This is a genomic window from Pelotomaculum isophthalicicum JI, from assembly GCF_029478095.1.
GTDB lineage: Bacteria > Bacillota > Desulfotomaculia > Desulfotomaculales > Pelotomaculaceae > Pelotomaculum_D > Pelotomaculum_D isophthalicicum.
On the sequence record NZ_JAKOAV010000043.1, the window covers coordinates 1 to 20282 of the forward strand.

Sequence of the window (20282 nt, forward strand, 5' to 3'; positions counted from 1 at the left end):
AATTTTAAGCAGGGTTAAAAAATAATAACATTACTCACTTTTTAAGAATAACAAAAAAGGCTTGAACTCCTTGCAAATACAGGGTTTTCAAGCCTTTTTATAGTTTGTAACTGTCAAAGATGAGATATTATAACTAAAAATTTGTGGGGAGTCAAAGTTATTTTTGAACCAGTGTTATTTTCAACCCTGGCCGAAAAATATTTACCGGGTGTATGTAAGTTAGATGCGGTAGATATAAGGAATGATACCTTCCTCGGTGATTTCCAGGATACCGTAGCTGGGACGTTCCTGATCCATCGGCCGGGCGATGCTGCCGGGGTTAAAGAGCAATATGCCCCCCTCGTGCTCGGCAACCGCGACGTGTGTGTGTCCGAAAACCACCGCTTCCACTTCGTTTTCCCGGGCTGCCGCAAATAGGTTCCCGCGTGACGACGGCAGCTTGACTCCGGCGAGGTGGCCGTGCGTGAGCAGGATTCGCCGGCCGGACAGCTCGACAATCTCCTCCTCCAACCCGTCAAGGCCGTAGTCACAGTTTCCTCTTACCGCTTTTACCGGTATACCGGTTTCAGCGCATAGCTTTATACCATCGCTGTAGTGATCGCCGGCGTGTAATATTAAATCAACCCGCCCGGCGCTCCGGAGTGCCTGGAGGGCAAATGTCAGCCGTCCGTGGCTGTCGCTGAACACCATTACCCGCAACAGTTATCACCCCCTGTTAATCTCTTTATTACTCAATTCGGATAAGTATTCCAGGGCTTGGGCCAGCGCCTTGCCGCGGTGGCTGATTTTGTTTTTCAGCGGCAGGTCAATTTCAGCGAAAGTTTTACCGTATTCAGGCAGGTAGAATAAAGGATCGTAGCCGAAACCCATGTCACCCCGCGGTTCACCCGCGATCACTCCCTCGCAGGTACCCTGCACGGTATGGACCGAACCGCCGGGCCGGGCAATGGCAATAACACACTGGAACCGGGCCGTACGCTTGTACGGCGGCAGCCCCGCCAATAAATTCAGCAACTTTTCATTGTTGGCGCTGTCACTCTTCTCTGTCCCGGCGAAGCGGGCCGAATAAACCCCCGGGGCCCCGTCAAGGTAATCCACCTCCAGTCCGGAATCGTCGGCCAGGGCTGTCAGCCCGGTCAGTCCGGCTGTTACTGTGGCTTTTTTAACAGCGTTCTCTTTAAATGTCTTGCCGTCCTCTTCGATATCCCCGACTTGGGGGAAATCATTCAGGGATAACACCTTAATGCCGTAAGACACCAGCATTTCGGACAACTCCCTGACCTTGCCCTTGTTATTCGTCGCCAAAACCAGCTTCATTCCTATCTTCCTCCCACGTTACAATATGCCGCCCAGCGATTCTTTTTGGCAGGCGACCAGTTGCTGAATTCCTTGCGTTGCCAATTCAATCATATCGTTCATTTCCTGCCTGGTAAAAGAAGCTTCCTCCCCGGTGCCCTGGACTTCCACAAAACGGCCTCCACCGGTCATGACAACGTTCATGTCCACTTCCGCCGCGGAATCCTCCTCGTAGCAAAGGTCGAGCAAGATTTCGCCGTCCAACCGGCCGACACTCGTGGCGGCGATAAAGTCTGTCAAGGGCACGCGGCGGATCAGGCCCTGTTTTTTTAATTTATCTAAAGCTTCCGCCAGCGCCACGAACGCTCCGGTAATTGAAGCCGTGCGGGTGCCACCATCCGCCTGAATGACGTCGCAGTCCAACAGTACCGTCCGCTCGCCAATTGCCGCCAGTTCAATTACCGAACGCAGTGAACGGCCGATCAGACGCTGAATTTCGTGAGTCCGGCCGCCAATTTTGCCCCTGGCCGCCTCCCTGGGGTTCCTTGTTCCGGTCGCGCGCGGCAGCATGCCGTATTCTGCCGTAACCCAGCCTTTCCCACTGCCTTTTAAAAAAGGCGGCACTTTATCTTCTATGGTAGCGGTGCAAATAACCCTGGTATTACCTGCTTCAATCAAAACCGAACCCTCGGCGTGTTTGATGTAATTTTTTGTTATCAGCACCGGCCTCAATTGCCCGGGTTTCCTGCCGTCAACTCTATCCATGTTTATCCCTCGTTTGCTATTGGTGTGTATATATATGTCTGCCCTTCCCGCACCGCCGTCACAGGCCCGCCGAACCCCGCCGCAGCCTGGGCGCCCAGTTCCGCCGGGTCATACTCCGGCCAGAAATGGGTAATCAGCAGCCGCCTGACACCGGCTGCCCGCCCCACTTCACCGGCCTGGCGGGCGGTCAGGTGGGCTCCCTCCATATGGCCGGCGTCGCTGTCCAAGCCGCTCGCCTCGCACAGGAACAAGTCCGCCCCGGCGGCCAGCGCGACAAGCTCGTCAGTACGGGCGGTATCGCTGGAAAAAACAAATTTGCTTGTCCCCTCAAACGATACGGAATAGCCCGGCAAGAGATGTTTTGTGGGTACAAAGCGAACCGCCAGCCCGCCGATATCCAACCTCTGTACCGTAAAACCGCCGGCTATTTTTTCTTCAATAAGTGTATCTATAGCTTTTACTTTAAAAGCTTCATTATAACTGCTAAGCAAGCTGAATTCACCGCCCGGCCTGGGCGGGATAAACAGTTTTACCGGCTTGTCCCGGCTGCCGTCCTTTCTGGCTCCTTCCAGCGCATGGCGCAACGGAAAGAGGTCAAGGTAATGGTCATGGTGCAGGTGGGTCACTATTACGGCATCCAATGAGCGAAAATTAATGTGTTCCATCAACCTGCTTAATGCCCCGCTACCCGCTTCGAGCATCACATTTACCCCGCCGTCGCTGACCAGGTAGCCCGAGCAGGCGCCGCCGGCCCGTGGATAAGGCCCCCAGCAACCCAGAACGGTAATCCGCATCATTCATTCCCCCTTGTTTCTACGCAGCACCCGATGGCACCGGCATATTCCGGTTGTTCCGGCACAACCACCCGGGCTCCGGTCTCACGCCTGATAATTTCCGCCAGCGCGCCGCTACGGGCTACACCGCCGGTAAATACGACAGTGTCACTGGACAGTTTGGCCAGCATCGGGTGAATTCGCTTAAATATGCTGTAATTGACCCCGGCAGCCAAAGAGGACACGGGATGTCCCTCAACGATTTTATCGATCAACTCGCTTTCGCCGAAAATGGCGCAGGTGGAGGTTAATTCCACCGGGTCAAGATAATGAAGGCTCAGTTCTTCCAAGCTGATATTTAACACCGCGGCCATGTTTTCCAGGTATCTCCCCGTACTGGCGGCGCACTTGTCATTAGTCAGAAAGTCCACCAGCCGCCCCTGGCGCACCAGGGCCACTTTGCTGTCCTGCCCGCCCAAGTCGAGCAAGGTAAAGCCGGCCAGCCCGGTCAAGTGAACAGCGCCGCTGACATGCGCTTTTATTTCCGGAATGATCCTGGCGTCACGCACATTTACAGCCTGGCGGCCATACCCTGTCGCGGTAATCACCGCGCCGGTAACGTCAAGTCCGAGCGTTGCAAAATCGACTGTTAGCCTGCCGCCGGTTTTTCGCCCGTATTCACGGTAAAAACTGACCGTGTCAAACTCCAGCAACCGGGTTGTCCGGCCTTTTTCCATCAAGGCTATCTTTACGTTGCGGCTGCCCAGGTCCAGGCCGATAAACATATAATCACCTCAGCATATCTAAAAAAACATCCAGGCGCATCCGGGTACGCGCATCCAGGCGGTTGGGCTTGTCACCCTCCAGGGTCAGCAGCGGTAGGTCAAGCTTCTCCCTGATAATCAGGTCCTCGATCTGGCGGAAACAAAAGCTCTGGGCATAGTGGATAATCCCGTCCAAATTGCGCCGGGCGGCTTCCCGGCTAATGTCCGCCAAGCGGAAAAAGACGCCGTAAGGGTAAGTATAGCGCCGGTATTGCTCAACCAGACCGGCTGCCGCGTAAGGCATGGTAAACTGCCTCTGGGTCTCGTTGAACACCACCCGCGCCCCGCGCTCTTCAAGATATTGGTACAAGTCACCTACAATCGGCGGCACTCCTATATATCCCAGCCGCAATGCCTTTTCCACCGGGGGCCGGGAACGGACTTCTTCCAATAACATGTCCGTATCCGCGGCGAACTTATCCGGATCACCGTTAAAATCACTGCAACTGACCTGGTAAAGGTGGTTTTCCCACCCGCTGACCCGGTTTTCCTGCCAGGTCAGCCGGTCCAGTTCCCATACCTTGCCCCGCACCCGGTTCAGGCGTTCCTTGGCTTCGTCCACCTGCCGCCAGGAAACGTCAAAGTGGCACATCATCTTCTCTATCTGCAGCCGCAAGAGGTCGGCGTCGCGATCGTACGGGAAGGCAAAGGGCACAATTTCCACCCCGGCCAACTGCAGCGTTTCCATCAAGGCATGCGTGTTGCTGCAGTCACCCTGGGTAACCGCGATAACTGTGCTAATATCCCGCTGTTTCAACACAGTGCTGTAAATTCCCTTAATCCAGGCGCATAAGTTTCGGGGGTACCCGGCCAGTTCGGCTTCCTCCACCAGCGCCTGGGGATTCTCACCGGTGATAAAAAGATTATTCAGATCCACCGGCACCCATCCCGCGGCATATATTACTTCAACCGGCACTGTCGTGGTAAGGCCAACCTTTGGCACGGTTTTTCATCATCTCCATATTTTATATTACACACACATGGTTTGCAAAAAAAATTATCCATATGGCTTGGCGCTTCTCCACGAGCACATGTTCCGTGGCTTTCACAATACTACGCGGGCAACCGGGCCGATATCCCTTCCCATAAAAAGCCGCGCCTTTTCACGAAATGCTTCCGGATCCCCGCTTACGGCAAACCGGTGCGCTGGAGCGGCGCCACCCGCGGTCCGCAACTCCAGACCAGCCATTTCCTTAGCCGCCAACCGCACAGTCGCCTCGGCCGGGTCTACCAGCCGCACTTCCGGTCCCATCTCAGCGGCAATTAATCCGGCCAAAAAGGGGTAGTGGGTACAGCCGAGAATCAAGGTGTCGGTACCGGCGCCGCGCAATGGAGACAAGCTCTCCCGCACCACAGCGGAGGCTGCTTGCGTATCCATGTCTCCCGTTTCAACCAGGGGGACAAGGCGCGGTGTAGCCCGGCTGACAACCTCAACACTACCGTCAAGCGCTTTTAGCGTTTCTTCATATGCTTTTGTTTTAATTGTAACTTCGGTGGCAATGACGCTGATCCTCCTGTTTCGGGTTAGCCGCAGCGCTTCGGCGGCGCCGGGTTGGACCAGACCCATCATCGGCAGAGAGTAAATCCTTTTTAAAACTGGTAAGGACAGGGCCGAGCTGGTGTTGCAGGCAAATATGATGTACTTGACCTTTTGCTCCACTAAATAGGCTACGATCCTGCCGGCAAAATATATTAATTCCTCAACACTGCGCGAACCATACGGCACGTGAGCCGTATCGCCATAGTAAATGACTGATTCATCAGGAAGTATTCTGTTTACCTCCCTGAAAACTGTCAAGCCGCCGATTCCCGAGTCAAAAAGACCGATAGCCCCGCCATTATTCAATTCTTTCCCTCCTCTGCTTAACAGTACCGCCCTTCTATTAAGTTTAAGAGGAGTTTTCTCAAATATGACAACTCCTTATTACTATTCACTAGGTTGATTAGTGTTCCTCTTTTTTATCCAAAAAAAAAACGAGCTTTACTTAAGCTCGAAAAAATACTATTTGGCAACTACTCAGGAGTCAGAATGAGAGAATGGCTTATCGTCTCGAAATATACTGACTACTGACTACTGAATACTGACTACTATTTATTAAAAATTTTTAAGCTGTCCTTCTCTGGGCAAAGTACAACCCGATCCCCCTGGCAATCGCTTCCGCCGCTTTACTGCGAAAACTATCGGTACGCATCAATTTTTCTTCCGCCGCATTGGAAATAAACGCTACTTCCACTAGAATAGCCGGCATATTGGAAGTACGCAACACCGCGAAATTGGCGCTCTTAACACCGATATCCCGCAATCCCAGGGTTTTGATCATTTCAGCTTGAACACAGCGCGCCAGCCTGTCGCTCTCTTGAACTCTGGCGCCTGTACCACTGTAAATATATGTTGTGGTACCGCCGATCGACTTATCGTTGTTGGCGTTGATGTGAATGCTGACAAAAACGTCAGACTTGGCGTTGTTAGCTTTATCAGTGCGCTCATAGAGGTCGTCATCCGTATCTCCTGACCTGGCCATGACAACCTTGGCTCCATTCGCCTCCAAGATTCTGGCAATCCGGTTGGCAATGTCCAGGGTTACTTCCTTTTCCTTGGTTCCGCCCGCGCCGATGGCACCGGGATCGCTTCCCCCGTGGCCGGGGTCAATGGTAATGATCTTGCCCCGGTAAGACCCGCTAACATTGGGAATATACGTTTCAACCGTCAATGTCTTCTGGTCGGTGGACAATGACGCCAGGTACTGGGCGCCGCCCTTTAATTCAAAAACCAGCCTGGTGACGTCAGGGTTCTTTTGAAAATATCCCACTCGCACCTGACTTACAGACTTGGAATCAACTGTGGTGTTGAGCGGCAGGTCGCCGGGAGTGACCCCCTGCATATCCACAACCAGCCGGTCCGGATTATTCAGGAAAAAAGAAGAGTAATTAAACGGCGCGCTAGCTTTCAAAGTAGCGCTCGTTTTGCCACCCGAATCACTGACATTTAGGGAAAGCGCCTTGCCGGACTGGTTGTCCGCTTTCCCGCTATTGTCTCCGGGTGTTTTACCGCCCGTGTCCTGGTTAACCGGAGGAGAAGTCTGAGCCGGCGCGGAACGGACACTGACCAGCCAGCCGGCTACCCAGCCGGTTGAGCCGCTCGATAACTTAACGCGGTACCAGTCGCCGGACTGTTCCAGGATTGAAAGGGTATTCCCCTGGTTAACCTGCCCGATCACCCCGTTTGAAGTACCCGGGCCGCTGCGGATATTTACCACGCTGCCGGTAACCACGGCGGTTTTCAAGCTGCCGGAATCCTCCCCCGAACGGGAAGGTTCTGGCGTGGTTCCGGTAGTTTCCAGGGCGACCAGCCAGCCGGCCACCCAGCCGGTTGAGCCGTCACTGATTCTCACCTGGCACCAGTCACCTGATTTTCCCAACACCGGAAGGCGCTCAGCCAAACCCACCTGCGAAAACACACTATTGTCTGTCCCCGGCCCGGTGCGAATATTGGCGACATCGACTTTCACGACAGCAATCTCACCGGCGGCGGATATATCCGGATATGCCAGAAAAATGCCAAGGAACAGCGTCAGCACCAGCGAAACAAAAAATACAAACGGTAACCGGTTCTTTAAGTGCATTATCGACCCCCCTACGCCTCACAGCGTTAATAGTTAACTAACTGAAATAAAATTCTACATTAATATCCAAAAATCCTCTTAATTGTAATTACATTTCTATAAAAATTATGGAAAACTACGTTAAAAAACCACATAAAGTCGAAGTCTGTATCTTTATGAAACTTCAACGCTTATGTGGTTAGACTGGCTATAGCTTCAAATAGTTCCCTTGGTAAAGCAGATTATATAGCAATTTTTAAAAGTATTAATTTTCCTCAATACTCTCGCTTGCCCGGGGCGGGCGCCGTCGTGCCGCCGGTTTGCGGGCTTCATATTTCTTCTTTAAATATGGTACGGCCGTGTTCACATAAATCAGGCAAACCAGAAAAGCCGCCGCTAAATCAATGAGCGCCCACATGTCGGCGGACAAGACCGCTATTGCCAGCAGCGCAAAGACCATGACGGTCAACACGGGGATAACCAACCCTCCCTTGATCCTGTAAGGACGGGGCTGGTCCGGCATTTTGCGGCGCAGGCTGATTACCGCCAGTCCGGCCAGGACATATACGATGGACTCCATGGCGGCAGCCAGTTCCAACAAAACCAGGTAGCGGTGAGTCAGCAGGGTCACCGCCGCCACGGTCATGGCGATAAAAAAGAGAACAACAACGGACACCCACGGGGTAAAAAAACGCATGCTCACCCTACTGAATACCGCGGGCAGCACATGCTCCCGCGCGGAAGCGTACATAAAACGGGACACGCTGATCATACCGGCGTTATAGGTGGTCACAGAGGCCGCCAGACTGAGGGCCACCATCCACGCCGCGCCGGGTCCGCCCAGGATTGCGCGGGCAAACAACATATGAGGCGCGGCCGAAGCCGCCAGCACATCTTTCGGCACCACAGCGGTCATGGCCACGGTGAAAACAGCGTAGGCCACACTCAGGAAACCCAGCGCGATCATCATGCCCCTGGAAATTTGCTTTACCTGGATCACTTCTTCAGCCAGGGGAGTGACCCACTCAAAACCGACAAACAGGAACACCCCCAGCGCCACCGCGTTAATCAGGCCGGAAGCCCCGCCGGGCGCGAAAGGCGCGTTGAGTTGGAAGTTAACCTTATACAGGGCGACCAGGCTGATCGCCACCAGTGAAGCCAGCAGCCCGTAAGTAATCACATCCTGGAAAACCCCGGCTATTTTCACGCCCCTGAGATTCATCACGGTGACCAGGAGGAGCAGCAATACAACCCAGCTATAAGGCGGCACCGCCGGAAAAACCTCGCTTAATGTCCTGGAAAGAACATAGCTTTCCGCCCCGACCACGCCGACGATCACGATGGACATGTATAATATTGAAATCGTCAACGATACCTGATCGTTAAAAGCACGGCTAAAATAGAGGCGGATGCCGTTGGCCGTGGGCAAAAGGCCGTTCAACTCGGAAAAACACGCCGCGGCTAAAAAACAAAGAATCCCGCCGGTCAGGATAGCGATCCAGGCGGTATCTCCCAAAACATAACCAGCCACCTGCACGGCGGCGACAAAGGTCGAAGTGGCCAGGGTCAGTCCGGCGCTGGTGGCAACCACTGTACGCAGGGTAAGGACCCTTTTTAACTGCAAGCTATTCACCCCAGATCATCAGGGAAATGAAATCAAGCCGGATAATATCGTCTTCCTGGCCTATAATCCGCAAGGTACCATTGTTGTAAGGCTCAGTGGGAGTGATATCGCCGTAAAAAATATCAGCCAGGGTTTCACTGTCGGAAATCACCGTCAGATTGGGATTTTCCACAGCGCCTTCTTTCAATGAAACCAAGCCGTCTTGTACCTTCAAAGTATGCAGGGATTCGATATCTGTAGCTTTGATCACCACTACGCGGTTCCAGTCCCTGTTCATTATTTTTAAACGCTCGTTGCCGTTGTAATTATCTTTAAACACCTTAAGACTTTCTGTTATTTCAGTATGAGTCGCCAAAACTATCTTAAACCTCCCCGGCGGCTGTTTTAGCTAATAAACCGTCCGCAATTTGCCAGGTTCAGGCTATTACGACAAGCGCAGGATACGGGGTTGAAAGTTCAGCCTGCGCAGCAGTTCCAGGTAATCTTCAGCGGCAATTTGCTCCAGCGGTTTACCCAGAATAGCCACCATGGCGGCTTCAATAACGTTAGTGCCGAAAGATCGTCCTTCATACTCGGGGGTAGTGGTAGCCAGGGTGCCTATTCCCTTATCGCGCAGGAATTCAACGTCGTCGCGCGTGGTAGTGTTTGTCAAGATGGTCTGCCCATTCATGCCGGCCGGCATAAAACGCCTGATCAAGTGAAAATCCCCGGCGATCACATCCGCTTCATAATAGTAGCCAGCGAATCTTCGCACCTTTTCCTCGTCCTGGCTCTCCTGTTTTTTACCGGTGGGATAAAGCATCTGAAAAGGCATTTTAACCAGATCGGGCAGGGTGCGGTTGGCGATATCCTCAAGCTCCGCCACCGTCTTGATTGGGTAAGTCATACCCATGGTAAAAATCAGGTCGCCGTAAGTCATGTCACAGCCCATGTCGTAGAGGGCTTCCGCCATGCCGAACCGGTCCAGCGAACTAACCATCAGGACCTTCATGCCTTTTTTAAGCAGGCCGGTATTTTCAGCCAGGATGCGTACTACTTCCCGCTCCAGGGTATTTTTTAAACCGCTTCCGTCCACCACCGGCGTCATTTTGACCGCTTCCACCAACTTAAGCCCGTCGTGAATGGCGTAGCGCTTTTGCCGGACATAAAGGTAAACGTCAATACCGCCCAGACCGATGGCGTCCACCTTTCCGTCAAGTTCCCGCAACACTTCCAGCGCCCGGTTAAAGTCACCGTCCGTACCCATCCGCGATATTTCAAACTGCTCCCCCAGAAGTTCCACCTGAACCTTGTGATCGCGTTTAGAAGAACCGAGACTGACACTGACTACTTTCTTCAATATTTACAGCCTCCTATTGACGCCCCGTAAATCATACATTTACTACTTACCATTGTATCCAAAAAAACCTAAAAAAACAAGCGCCGGGCCTATTATCAGGCAAATGTGGGGGATGGACGCGTTACAGGGGATGAGTCAGGACGCTACTCGCTCTCCAGCAGGTCCATGATGCGGGCATAGCAGGCAGGCAAAGGGTCCCGGCCGATCTTGCGCTGTTCCAGCGGGATATCGACATCCACCGCGTCAAGCACAGCCGCGGGCGCTCTGGAAAGCACAACAACACGGTGTCCCAGGAGCAGGGCGTCCATAATATCGTGAGTGACAAATACTATCGTACGGGGTTCCGCCTGCCACATCCTGATAATCTGCCGCACCAGCCCAAGCCGCAGGGGAACATCAAGTGAATTAAAGGGTTCGTCCAGCAGCAGCAGGTCGTGTGGAAACGCAAAGGCGCGGCAAAGCGCCAGGCGTTGTTTCATCCCCCCGCTCAAACTGTCTGGATAGCTGTGCCGATAGTCATACAAACCCGTCATCGACAGGTAGCGATTAATCAATTCCTTTTGACCGGCGGAGGGCACCACCCCCCGCAAAACAAAAGCCATGTTTTCAGCAACCGTTTTCCAGGGCAGCAGGCGCGGCTCCTGAAAAACGTAGCTCACCCGCAGGTCCTCCGTACCGGTGATTTGTCCGGCGTCAGGCTGCTCCAGCCCGGCCAGCAACTGAAGGATGGTTGTTTTACCGCAGCCGGAAGGTCCGATCAGGCAAAGTATTTTACCAATTTCCGCGGAAAAAGAAAAATTGCATAAAACCCTGGTCTGCCTCAGGGTTTTATAAACATGTTCAAAATTAATCAAATGCTATATCCTTTCTACTGCACTACATTTTTCGTTTCCCAAGCATCAGTTGCGCAACCAGCCAGTCTGCCAACAGCCCCAAACACACTAGAAAAAGAGTCCAGGCTAACAACGCCGCCGTGTTCAGGTTCATCCGGGCAACGGCCATGCCGGCGCCAATCCCTTTTTGCACGCTGAACAACTCCGCCATGGCCACGGCTTTCCAGGTTGTCCCCATGGCGGCCGAAATACCGGCCATTAAGTAAGGCGCCACCTGGGGCAAGTAAACCTCACGGATTACTCTTGATTTGGTGATGCGGAAAACGGCGGCCATCTGCAGCAACTGCCTGTCAACACTCCAGACCCCTTGAATGGTATTGATCACAATCAGGGGAAAGGTGGTTACAAACACCACGAAAACAGGCACCTTGCTGAAACCGATCCAGATCAAGGCCAGCAAAAGCCAGGAGACCAGAGGAATTACCTGCAATACCACCACCAGCGGCCGGAAGAGGCCGGCGACAAATGGATTCAGGCCGATCAGCAGACCCAGCGGCAACCCGCAGGCTACCGCCAGGGCAAACCCGGCCAGGCCGCGAATAATGGACAGGCGTCCTTGCTCCCAGAGCTGCCCGCCAACCGCCAGATCAGCTAGAGCCCGTAAGACATCCACCGGCGAGGGCAATACAACCGGATTATAGAAACCCGCCACAAGCTGCCAGGCGGCCAGGAGCACAGCCAAACCAAACAGGGGCGGCAGGCCCCTATTCAGAAAGGTAGAATTTTTCATCAGGCAATTTTCCCCCCACCATATCCGGTGAGAAATCCAGCAGCCTGGCCAGGTAGGCGCTCACATCTTTACTGGCGCCGGAACCACCGGCAAACTGCAGGCGGGTCCGCTCCATGCTCCTGACAAATACCGGCGCGGGCATCTTCAGATTTGTCTCCACCAGGGGAGCCGCCTGATCCGGATGCGCCACGGTCCAGTCCAGGGCACCGGCGTATGCCTTCTGGAAACCGGTCACCGCGCCCGGGTAAGAGCGGACAAAACCGTTGCTCACCACCATACCCGTCTGCGGCAGCCTTGTTTCTCCCTCGGACCGCTGCCAGTCGGTATAAAAGTCCCTGACTACCCGGGCCTGCTGGTTGTTCATGAGCACCTGGGTTACCAATGGCTCGGGCAACACCGCGTTCTTCACCAGACCGTTAATGACCATCTGGGCTATTTCCGGAGAGCCCAGGTAGGTCAGTTTGACTTCCCCTTCCTTTAGCCCGCTCCGGCGAAGCAGGTACTGTGTCAGAACGTCCGGGGTGGAGCCCCGGGCGCCCACATACAGCTCCATGCCCTTGAGATCCTGCCACTCTTTGACTTTATCATCCACCGATACGAGATATAAGATACCCCAGGTATTGACATTAGCCAGGGAGATGTCTATTCCCGAGTTATAAAGCTTGGCCGCCACATTCACGGGCAACACGCTGAAATCAGCCTCCCCCTTGATTACCCGGGCGGTGGCTTCATCAACAGTGTTATAAACCAGCAGTTCCAACTTGGTTCCTTCCGGCAAGCCATCTTCAACCATCTTAAAAAGCGGCGCGGTAGGCGGCGCCAGGGGCACCTGCACAATAATTTTATCCGGTGTGCCGGCTGACGGCGTTTTATCGCTTACTCCCCGGTTTCCGCACCCCGCGGCCAGCAATAAAACTGCCGCTACCGCAACTACAGCTGCTGTTAACCTCCGCAATGAAACTTCCCCCTCGTATCATTAAATTCTACTTTACAAAGCGCAACATCCCAATCACAAACGCCAGAAGCGCCGCGATAAACCAAAAGGCGTCCGCGCGCAGGTTGGCCAGGCCGAAAAACACCCCCATCACCGCCCCAATCACCGCTCCGTAAATCTCAATCTTCTGCAGGCTGTTCATCGTCACCCGCTGGAACATGTCCACCAACTCACTGGTGGAATAACTTTCAATTCTTGTCCTGACTATGGCTTTTAAATCCAGTTCTTCAAGAAAAGACGGAATTTTATTTTTTAGGTAAGCGGTAATCATCCCCGCGATCATTACTTCGACTTTTTCCAGCGTGTCCCCGGAGAAACGATCCCGCAGGCGGCCTACCGGATATTTCGCGATCTCCTCAACCAGTGAGCGGGCCGCCAACCGCACGAAACGTACCGTCACAGGCTGGCGAAGCAGGTCAAGGCCGTGATGTGCCAGTGACGCTTCCGCTTTTTCCGGAGTGACGCCGGCGTAACGCCCGCATAACTCGGCTACCGTGCACCCGGCCATGGCGCGGTAACGGCCCAGTAGAAACTCACCCAGCCAGGCCTGCGCGTCCGCTCCGGCCAGCCACCCGCTCAAACGCCCGGCCAGCCAGTCACTCGCCTGCGCCAGTTGCCCCGGATCGAGTCCGCTCGCCAGTTCACCAACCGGACGGTCCAGAATAGCGTCCGCCTGTTCCCGGACATACTGTTCCAGCCGTATTCTCATTTCCGGCGAGGAGAGGAACTCGCCCAAGCGGGGAAACATGTCATTGCGCACAAAACTCTCCACTTCCGCCCGATACTCGCTGAAAAACTGGAACAGGCCGATCCCTACGCGCGCCAACAATCCCTTTCCTTTGAGCTGTTCCATGATATCCAGGATTACCGCGGTCAAACGCTCCAGCACTTCTTCGTTATCCCGCAGGCGCATGATCAGTTCCGGGAGCACTTGCGCCAGCCGGGCCGGCCACTCAGCCATTTTATCCTGCAGCGGCTGCGGCAGAACATCCCGCAGGGGCATAGCCTGCCCGCAAAGCGTGCTGTGCGCTTGTCCGATCAAGCGCACGGCCGCGTCCCTAAACTCCGGTCCGGACAGGTAAACTGCCGCGTCCTCCAGGAAGCGCCGCAAAGCAGCCTCAACCCGCTCTTCCGGCCACAGTTCACCGGCTTTCTTTTGCCACAGGCGTTTCAGCTGGCGGTGCAAAAAGTCCTTGAGCCAAGCTTCGACACCAGGGTCGGTTAAATATTTCAGCGCCCACTGCGACAACGCCTCTTTGGCCCGTGCTTTTAATTCTTCTTTTAAGCCGGCGGCCGGCGGGGGAAACATTGACTCCACGGAAGGATATTCATTGCCGGCAACCAACGTCACCAGATCGTGCATAGTGGACCTTACCCGTCGTTCCAGCGCCTGCTCCTGTACAAGGTAGTCAAGCAGGGCCTGCGGTGTGAGCAACTCACTTGATACCACCCCGCTGACCGCTTCGGCAATGCGCGTTTGCTGGGCCGGTATAACCCCTTGCCATATCCTGACGCGCCCGATCCGCCAGGGCTTGAGCGGCCGGAAGAACATGAAGACAGCCAGAGAAGCGCCCACCCAGCCGTGCAGGGTGGACAGAATGATGTTTTTAAGCAGTACCAGCAGCGTCTCCACAAACATTTACCACCTGACAGGTAGTGAACCTCAATTTTTTTGATTGTAATATTTTATCACATATATGTGAAGGAAACATCAGACGCTCTAAAGATAAGAATCGACCTGACTTTCAATAACTGATAATTCCTGTTCATTAAGTTTACGCCCGAGCAAGGCGCTAAGCGCTTTAATTGAAGCGCCAATAGCTATTCGCCTGATATCTTTATCCTCCTGTTTTACAGAAGGCCTGGGGCTAGTCGCAAACCTCGCGGATGGAAGTCCGGGGCTCATCCGGTTTGCCGCCTCATCCAACAGTGCTTCGGTTTCCTTTACGTGTTCATCATATCCATATTGAAGATTATTCTTTTCTTCCGGTTGAGGCATGTCTTTAACAATTTTATCCTTATTCTGCCTTTTCATTTTCAATTCTTCTCTTTTAGCGCAATGTTTCGCATATTCCTTTGCAATTGTTTCCTCAACTTCAACCAGCTCAGCCAGGTGAGCTTCCAGAAAAATCGATTTCTCCGGCGCATGTGTTTTGGAAATCTCAATTAAATCATGCTGGTTTGCGATTAAAGCCTGAAGCGCCGGAAAAACTTTCACTGACAGCCTTGCCAGCTCCTTATCGTACTCATAGCCGGAAGCTGTTAAGGCAAATTCTCTCTTTCCTTGTTTAGCCATTCTTCACACATCCCTTGCTAAAGTCGAAATATGTCATTGAGTCCTGAACCGGATAAAAAAGGTTGTTCCGCTGGGAGAGGTTTCTATATCTATTGTAGCACTATGCCTGGCGGCGATGCTATAACAAACAGCGATACCCAGCCCCGTGCCGTTATCTTTAGTTGTAAAAAACGGGGTGCCGATTTTTTCGAGCACGTCAGGCTCGATTCCACAGCCACGATCCTGAATTGATAAACTGACCTCTTCACCGTCAAAAAACGTGCGAATGGTTAATTTCCCACCGGCCGCCATTGCTTCCAGCCCGTTTCGAACAAGATTCAAAATGAGTTGGCGTATTTCTTTCTCGTCAAGACGCAAATCGGGAATCTCCGCAAGTTCCGCTTCAATATTTTTATCAGAGTTCATAGCGTCGGCTTGAATTAGCGGAAACAGGGTTTGCACAATCTGATTAAGATTATGCGGCTTTAAATCGACCGGCTTGCCCTTAGCCATGGTAAGGAATTCGGTAATGATTGTATTGGCCCTGTCCAGTTCTTCAATCATTAGATTAAAATAATGCTTGTGCTGAACGTATTCTTTTTTTCGATCAAGCATCTGCAGAAATCCACGCACGGTGGTCATGGGATTTCTAATTTCGTGGCCTATGCCCGCGGCCATTTCCCCCACCAAATTCAGGCGCTCCAAACGGGCCATCTCTTTCTCCATTTGCTTGCGCTCGGTGATATCATTTATCACTACCATTAAACATGGCTCATTACTTACCTCGATGGTATCCGCGGACAATAGCGCCACGCGCGCTTCACCCGACTTGGCGCGCAGACTCGTTTCCAGGTTATGAACAATCCCCTGTTCCGAGAGCATTTGAATCATCTTTATACGGTCATCCGGATTTACGTAAATATCCAAATCTCGTACTGTATGCCCAATAACCTCCCGCCGGGAGTAACCGAAATTTTTCAGATAACTGTCGTTTACCTCAATGTGCAGTCCATCTGAGATCCTCATTATAACCATCGGGCTTGGAATAGTGTTCATTGCCTTGGAGAACCGTTTTTCTGACGAACTCAGCATCTTTTCGGTTCGCTTGTGCCAGGTGATGTCCAAGCTGTTGCCTAGAACCGCCGGTTTCCCGCGATAATTGATGGAGGAAACCGTCTCCATGATCCACCTCGTTTTCCCGCCTTTCCCCATCACTCTGTATTCATAAGGAGTCAAACGTTTCCCTTTTAGCATCTTAACGGCATTTTCCCTTACTATTTCTCTATCCTCGGGTATAATAAACCTGAAGGAATCCATACCGATCAGTTCTTCTTCAGAGCAATGGGTATATTTCAGGAAACGGGGATTGACAAACTGGAACTTTCCGTCCTGCACGATAAAGATGCCGACCGGTGAACTGTTGGTCAACGTTCTAAACAGATCTTCCGCTTGTTTGCGCTTGGTAATATCAAACCCCATTTCCAGCACCAGCGGGGAGCCGTCAATATCGGTAAACGGGTAATCATAGATCTGAATAAAATCCATCACGGGCTTTCCAATAAGTTCCGCGGCACTAGCCGCGCCGACAAGCCTTGCCCCCGCTTTGTTAATAAAGTCGATTTTACCTTCACTATGAACAATGATCGCGTCTGGCGAATGCTCAGCAAGCCGCCGGTAACGCTCCTCGCTTTCCCGCAGTTTCTCTTCCGCTTGTTCACGTTTAGCAGTTTCCTTTTTTAATAGCTCATTAGTTTTAATTAGTTGGCCTGTTAGTTCCTCTACCATCCTCTCCAATGAATCGTGATAATCCCTCAATTCACGTTTATTAATATAAACTTTTTTTGACAAAATTCGATAACCCCCCAGAAAAGATGTTATCCAGTTGATTTAGGAAAATCCAACTGGATAATAAAATAACAATTTAATAGTTTATTTTAATAAATACGACATAAAAACAAAATATCCTTCAAACATCAAGCAACTTCGTTCCGTCGTAACCGTTTCAAAGTCCACCTGGTGACAAGTAAAATAGGGTCAGGCAAAAAAACCGAACAAAGCAATACTATGAATTAACCCTTCTGTGACACAATAGATATTGCTTTCAGAAGGGTTAACATTATTGCAAGTGTGTTGTTGGTGAACTTATACTTGGCAATTTATTAGGTTATAGGTTGTTTCCGTTGTTGCGACACTGTTAAGATACTGTTGTACGGCATAAGAATACTCACTGGATTCCACTTTTGCGCTTCCGCTACTTTGCTCAGTGTCGCTTACTGCTTTGTCATCATTGCTATTTTGCCCAGTGTCGTTTATTGCTTTGGTGTTATCGCTTTTTTGCTCAAGCTTGCTTGCCGCTTCCTCCTGTATTTTTCTCATATACGCTAAATATTCTGCTTGGCTGACAACACCATCGTTGTTGGTGTCCATTGCTTCTGAATAAGGATAGGAACTGCTACTACTTGATGCACTGCTTGCGCCACTTGATGAAGCACGCGTTAAATTGCTTACCGTTTGAGATAAACCGGATAAAACGTTTATATTACTGGTAAGCGAGCCGCCACTAATTCCGCTGATCATTTTTTCACCTCCTTTACTGAGAAATCATCCGGTACCAGCCGGCTTCAGGAGTGTACGTTACAAGCAAGCCGCCAAGCAAGTTCCGGACTTCGTAAATTCGGCGCTAAACTTAGTCCAGGGAGCCAGCTATTTTTCATATGTTTAACGCTTCATCCCTTAAGGGCAACTTTCTATTTATTATCTTTGCCCGGGTCCACTTTATTAGGCTGTTTTCCCATGTTTTGAAGCATGTTGTCAGCTTGCTCCTGTGTCATCTTACCATCTGCGACCGCTTGAACTATCTCAGCTTTCCTTTTCGCTTGCATCTTTTCATCAAACTGGTCCATCGTCATACCATGTTCACTGACAATCTGCTCCATTGATTTACCTGACTGCATTTCTGTTTTGAGTTTATCACTCGTCATATCCAATAGACTTGCCGCATCGTTGAAGTTATAACCCGGCTTCGCAGGACCTTCCCCGTTCAAGTAACCATTTGGCGGACCATTCGGGGGACCACCTGGGGGGCCATAACCTCCGCCAACTTCTCCGTTTGGCGGGGAGGGATTTCTGTCTGCCTGTTTTTGGTTAAAGCAACCTGATACAACCGCGGTAAGGACAACCATTACTAAAAAAATAACACCGAAACGCCATTTGCTTGACTTCACTAAAGCCACCCTCTTTCGTTTATTAGCATAATGTGCCATTATTTTATGTTATCATCACAATGTTGCCGTTTTATGTCAATATAAAAACCCTACTTAATTGCAGGTAGGGTTTAAAGTTGAAACTATTCAATTCGGGTCAACGTCTTGGGATTAGCATTCCCTATTAACCAATAGCCCGAGTCACCTATTGCTAAATAATGGTGCGCCCGGCAGGAATCGAACCTGCGCTTCCGGCTCCGGAGGCCGGCGCTCTATCCCCTGAGCTACGGGCGCATACTCATGGCAAGTAGTTTGGGTAGAAGCAACTTTATTTTATATTTTACACAGGGAGGTGCAGCAAAATGATATCATTTCTACACAAAGTTAAAACACCTTTATTATTAAAATTTATTTTACTTGCCGTTATTATTAGTTTATGTGTAGCATCACCTTCTTTAGCGGTTACTACTCTCAATGAGGACCGTTCAATAAAGATTTCTTGAATTATATTAACTTTACGAATTTTAGCAACGTACAAAGCGATCCTTCAAGCTCTACACCTGAACACGGTCTCGGGTTTATTCCCGAACCACTTGTTCTTTCCCAATTAAATGGGCAAATTGCCCCAATGACCCGCGAGCTAATTGGTTATCATAATAAATCTTACCTTGATCAAAATGCCTGCCAACAATTAATGGGCTCCTCAGGTAATACAAGCATAATAAACGGCCACGAGGGACTTCTTGGTCTATTTCACCATATTGGCTCCCGACTTTTTCTAACTATGTCCGTTAAGCCTGTTGATAGTATCTTTGTTTTATCGTCTTATTGGCATAACCCGGGTTGTTATCCATCTCTACTTAAGCATTCCTGCAACGTGTCGGCAAACAAATCTTTCAATTCGCAATGTACGTCCGATCAAGACTATTTTTTGCATTTTGTTTTAAAGTGAAAAGAAGTTCATCAGAAGCGCCTAACTTTTGTACAACACGGTATGCTACAATATCCGCCATAACTTCAGCATCATCATTTGTTAAAGCAGCTAGTGGCTCCTTTGAGTATAAATAACGGTAGGTTTCTTTTGTTATTATACTCGCAATTAATGGTGTCTCCTGGTTAACAGGCGTATATCCAAAATCACTACACATATTTATAACGTTACCAGTTAGCCAAGCAGCCTTATCTCCATTTTTTTCCTCGGCAAAGCGTATTTCTGCAATATTGTTTTGTATTACCGTATATGTTTCTGGCGATTGATTTTTTAACAGCGCAAGTGCTTTATTCACCTTCTGTTCTAAATCATAAGATCCATAAATCTTTAAAGCCGGCTTGCGGTTGTCTAGTATCACTGTTTGGTCTGAATCCTGCCAAGTTACATTATAGCCAAGAGCCTGGGAAACTAACCTTATTGGCACAAAAACCCTGTTCTGGTACATTATTGGTGACGGATTGGAATCAATTTGCTGCCCATTGATAACCAGCTTAATAGGCGTATCGGCAAGTGCTAAAGTTGTAACAGTAAGTACCACAACCATGAAGCATAAAAGGATTACACCAAAACGTTTCATAAATATTTCCTCCTTTAATAAAATTATATTGTTTTTAAATATCTCCTAATTTCTTAGTATTTCACATTATGGTTAGATAACAGCTCCTGCTATTACATCAATGTGTAATTATGAATAGTATAGTCAACTCTCTTACAAAATGGTATAGAACGTTGTATTGCTTGGGCGTCTCACTTATCAAAGGCCGTTCCAATTATTACAGGAATGCACCTTTAATGATATAATGCTTCTCTTTTAACCTTAAAATTCCTCTCACATAATGCAATATTTTGTTGCGGCCAGCAATATTTGAACCCGAATCAGTCTATATGGTTAGAATTACATGACCCTTACGAGGGTTTTTCTTTTTTGGGGAGAAGAAGTGTAACAGAAAAAACGAAGAGGCGTTAACCCTGT

20 protein-coding genes and 1 tRNA gene are annotated in these 20282 nt (G+C 50.6%); all 21 read right to left on the reverse strand.

Features of this window, described 5'->3' with window-relative positions; all coding sequences use genetic code 11:
* Positions 1-219 precede the first annotated feature (219 nt).
* Positions 220-690 (reverse strand): metallophosphoesterase, encoded by a 471-nt coding sequence (locus L7E55_RS15800; protein ID WP_277445323.1) that lies wholly within the window; start codon positions 688-690, stop codon positions 220-222.
* Between the two features lie 15 nt (positions 691-705).
* Positions 706-1317 (reverse strand): XTP/dITP diphosphatase, encoded by a 612-nt coding sequence (locus tag L7E55_RS15805; protein ID WP_277445298.1) that lies wholly within the window; start codon positions 1315-1317, stop codon positions 706-708.
* A gap of 18 nt (positions 1318-1335) precedes the next feature.
* Entirely contained in the window at positions 1336-2061 is a 726-nt protein-coding gene (gene rph / locus L7E55_RS15810) for a ribonuclease PH (protein ID WP_277445299.1), read from the reverse strand.
* Positions 2062-2063: 2 nt separating this feature from the next.
* Positions 2064-2858: an MBL fold metallo-hydrolase gene (locus L7E55_RS15815; protein ID WP_338091241.1), complete on the reverse strand. Its 795-nt coding sequence runs from the start codon at positions 2856-2858 to the stop codon at positions 2064-2066.
* Positions 2855-3619: an acyl-CoA dehydratase activase gene (locus L7E55_RS15820; protein ID WP_277445301.1), complete on the reverse strand. Its 765-nt coding sequence runs from the start codon at positions 3617-3619 to the stop codon at positions 2855-2857. The genes L7E55_RS15815 and L7E55_RS15820 overlap by 4 nt, the downstream gene beginning before the upstream one ends.
* A 4-nt stretch (positions 3620-3623) precedes the next feature.
* Positions 3624-4601 (reverse strand): 2-hydroxyacyl-CoA dehydratase family protein, encoded by a 978-nt coding sequence (locus L7E55_RS15825; protein ID WP_277445302.1) that lies wholly within the window; start codon positions 4599-4601, stop codon positions 3624-3626.
* A 102-nt stretch (positions 4602-4703) separates the two neighbouring features.
* Complete coding sequence (gene murI / locus L7E55_RS15830; protein WP_277445303.1) at positions 4704-5504, reverse strand: glutamate racemase; 801 nt, start codon at positions 5502-5504, stop codon at positions 4704-4706.
* Positions 5505-5763: 259 nt separating this feature from the next.
* Complete coding sequence (locus L7E55_RS15835; RefSeq protein WP_277445304.1) at positions 5764-7281, reverse strand: N-acetylmuramoyl-L-alanine amidase; 1518 nt, start codon at positions 7279-7281, stop codon at positions 5764-5766.
* A gap of 244 nt (positions 7282-7525) precedes the next feature.
* Positions 7526-8884: an APC family permease gene (locus L7E55_RS15840; protein ID WP_277445305.1), complete on the reverse strand. Its 1359-nt coding sequence runs from the start codon at positions 8882-8884 to the stop codon at positions 7526-7528.
* 1 nt (position 8885) lies between these two features.
* The gene (locus tag L7E55_RS15845; RefSeq protein ID WP_277445306.1) at positions 8886-9239 is read right to left on the reverse strand and encodes a sterol carrier protein; all 354 of its coding nucleotides are present in this window, start codon (positions 9237-9239) and stop codon (positions 8886-8888) included.
* 69 nt (positions 9240-9308) lie between these two features.
* Positions 9309-10223, reverse strand: coding sequence for a quinate 5-dehydrogenase (locus tag L7E55_RS15850; RefSeq protein ID WP_277445308.1), 915 nt, complete (start codon positions 10221-10223; stop codon positions 9309-9311).
* Between the two features lie 143 nt (positions 10224-10366).
* Positions 10367-11077: an ABC transporter ATP-binding protein gene (locus L7E55_RS15855; protein WP_277445310.1), complete on the reverse strand. Its 711-nt coding sequence runs from the start codon at positions 11075-11077 to the stop codon at positions 10367-10369.
* Between the two features lie 22 nt (positions 11078-11099).
* The gene (locus tag L7E55_RS15860; RefSeq protein WP_277445311.1) at positions 11100-11846 is read right to left on the reverse strand and encodes an ABC transporter permease; all 747 of its coding nucleotides are present in this window, start codon (positions 11844-11846) and stop codon (positions 11100-11102) included.
* On the reverse strand, positions 11821-12801 hold the full coding sequence (locus L7E55_RS15865) for an ABC transporter substrate-binding protein (protein WP_277445312.1): 981 nt from the start codon (positions 12799-12801) through the stop codon (positions 11821-11823). The genes L7E55_RS15860 and L7E55_RS15865 overlap by 26 nt, the downstream gene beginning before the upstream one ends.
* Positions 12802-12829: 28 nt before the next feature.
* Entirely contained in the window at positions 12830-14473 is a 1644-nt protein-coding gene (locus L7E55_RS15870; protein ID WP_277445314.1) for a DUF445 family protein, read from the reverse strand.
* A gap of 87 nt (positions 14474-14560) precedes the next feature.
* Positions 14561-15136, reverse strand: a complete 576-nt coding sequence (locus tag L7E55_RS15875) for a hypothetical protein (protein WP_277445315.1) — start codon at positions 15134-15136, stop codon at positions 14561-14563.
* A 33-nt stretch (positions 15137-15169) separates the two neighbouring features.
* Positions 15170-16963 carry a PAS domain S-box protein gene (locus tag L7E55_RS15880; RefSeq protein ID WP_277445317.1) on the reverse strand — a complete coding sequence of 598 codons (1794 nt, stop codon included), beginning with the start codon at positions 16961-16963 and terminating at the stop codon, positions 15170-15172.
* 294 nt (positions 16964-17257) lie between these two features.
* Positions 17258-17692, reverse strand: a complete 435-nt coding sequence (locus tag L7E55_RS15885; protein ID WP_277445318.1) for a hypothetical protein — start codon at positions 17690-17692, stop codon at positions 17258-17260.
* Between the two features lie 170 nt (positions 17693-17862).
* A complete protein-coding gene (locus tag L7E55_RS15890) occupies positions 17863-18339 on the reverse strand; it encodes a hypothetical protein (protein WP_277445320.1) in 477 nt (158 codons plus the stop codon).
* Between the two features lie 198 nt (positions 18340-18537).
* Positions 18538-18612 (reverse strand) — tRNA-Arg (locus tag L7E55_RS15895).
* A 602-nt stretch (positions 18613-19214) separates the two neighbouring features.
* The gene (locus L7E55_RS15900; RefSeq protein ID WP_277445322.1) at positions 19215-19886 is read right to left on the reverse strand and encodes a copper amine oxidase N-terminal domain-containing protein; all 672 of its coding nucleotides are present in this window, start codon (positions 19884-19886) and stop codon (positions 19215-19217) included.
* Between the last annotated feature and the right edge of the window lie 396 nt (positions 19887-20282).